We start from the raw sequence: 2,004 nt of genomic DNA on the forward strand, positions 1-2,004 counted from the left end.
TAGGTTAGCTAGGGCAATCATAAACAGGATCAGTATCTGGTAGGAAGCGGCGTTTAAAGGTTCACTTCCTGCCAATACCTGTCCGGTGAACATTCCGGGTAAACTGACTAAACCCACCACCATCATCTGATTGAGGGTGGGGATTAAACTAGCTCGAATCGCTTCTTTTTGATAAGCTGCGATCGCTTGTTGAGGGGTTGCCCCTAAACAAAGATGGGTTTCGATTTCCAAACGGTGACTTTTAATGGCACTGCTTAATCTTTCCCCGGCTAAAGAGGCACTGTTCATCGCTTGCCCTAACACCATCCCCGTCAAGGGAATCAAGTATTGGGGTGAGTACCATTGTTCTGGTTGAATGATTAAAGCGATCGCATAACCTAAAGTTAGACAGCTACTAATTAATAAAGAGCCGAAAACTAGCGGTAATAGGGCTTTATCCCGGCTATCAATGCGATTTTTAGCAACAATAGTCGCGATAGTCATCATTACTGCCAAAATCCCCAGCACTGCCAGAGGATTATCAAGGGAAAAAATAACGGCGATAACGTAGCCTACCACTAATAATTGCAGGATCGAGCGACCAGTCGCTAATAATAATTGGCCCTCTAGGGCTAAATTTGACCAACGGGAGAGGAGTAAACAAATACCCATCATCCCCAAAGCCCAACCCAAATCCACCAGATTTAGTTCTACTAATCCATCCATAAAAATAAAAGAAACAAATTACAACGATAGTTCATCTATAAATAGCAAGTTTATAATTATTTTTGACCAATTATCAAAAAAATCGGCTCTAAAACCTCGCCTTAAGGCGAAAAGTTTTTGTAAAGGGAATTTATGCCCCGTTACAAAAACTGCCTCCTGCCTCCTGCCTTCGTTATTCCTTCTTTTCGCCGACAAATCCCGATTAGTCTCTAATTTGAGTGAAAGCGCGTGAGTACAATTCCCCCCGTCGATTTATCCCGTCAATACCAAGTCATCAGCGAAGAAGCTAACCATGCCGTTTTAGAAATCCTCCGTTCTGGGCGCTATATTGGTGGCGAAGCTGTGAGCGAATTAGAACGACAATTTGCCCTCTATCATGGTGTTAGCGATTGTGTTGCCTGTAATTCGGGGACCGATGCCCTTTATCTGGCACTACGCGCCCTCGGTATTCAAGCGGGGGATGAAGTAATCACTTCTACTTTTTCGTTTATTGCCACCGCCGAAGCGATTAATTTAGTCGGAGCAGTGCCAGTTTTTGTCGATATCGATATTAATACTTTTAACCTCGATGTGGCACTGTTGGAAAAAGCGCTTACTCCCCAAACTAAGGCGATTATCCCCGTACACCTTTTTGGGCAATCTGTCAATATGTCTGAGGTGGTAAATTTCGCTCGTTCCCATAATTTATTGGTGATTGAGGATTGCGCTCAGGCAACGGGAGCAGAATGGCATGGGCAGAAAGTGGGGAGTATCGGCGATATTGGCTGTTTTAGCTTCTTTCCCACCAAAAATTTAGGCGGTTGTGGCGATGGTGGCGCAATTACCACCAATAACCCCGAGTTAGCGGCACAAATTCGCATGATTAAAGAACACGGCAGCAAGGTGCGTTATCTCCATGAGGTAATTGGGGTGAATAGCCGCTTAGATGCCATTCAAGCGGTTATTTTGCAAATTAAGCTGAAATATCTCGATTTTTGGAATAATCAACGGATCGAGATTGCCCAACGTTATCGGGAATTACTGCAACCTTTGCCTAATATCACTTTACCCGCCGCTTTAGCCGGGGGTAAGCACGTTTGGAATCAGTACACAATCCTAACGGAAAATCGTGACCAAATGCGGGCGGCTTTGCAGGAAAAAGATGTCCTATCGATGGTGTATTATCCGATTCCCCTACATTTACAGCCGGTTTATCAGTATTTAGGCTATAAAAAAGGTGATTTACCCATGGCTGAATTGGCCAGTGAAAAAGTGTTATCTTTGCCTATGTTCCCCGATTTAAGCTGCGAGGAACAACAA

2 protein-coding genes are annotated in these 2,004 nt (G+C 44.2%); one reads left to right on the forward strand and one right to left on the reverse strand.

Annotation, left to right across the window (positions count from 1 at the left end; all coding sequences use genetic code 11):
* Positions 1 to 705, reverse strand: a 705-nt coding sequence (locus PX484_RS17865; protein WP_288104976.1) for an ABC transporter permease, incomplete at its 3' end; no start/stop codon positions are given.
* Positions 706 to 933: 228 nt separating this feature from the next.
* Between PX484_RS17865 and PX484_RS17870 the strand changes: the two genes are divergently transcribed.
* A partial coding sequence (locus PX484_RS17870) for a DegT/DnrJ/EryC1/StrS family aminotransferase (RefSeq protein WP_288104978.1) occupies positions 934 to 2,004 on the forward strand: 1,071 nt, incomplete at its 3' end.

Source organism: Microcystis sp. M49636_WE2 (assembly GCF_030065375.1).
GTDB lineage: Bacteria > Cyanobacteriota > Cyanobacteriia > Cyanobacteriales > Microcystaceae > Microcystis > Microcystis aeruginosa_C.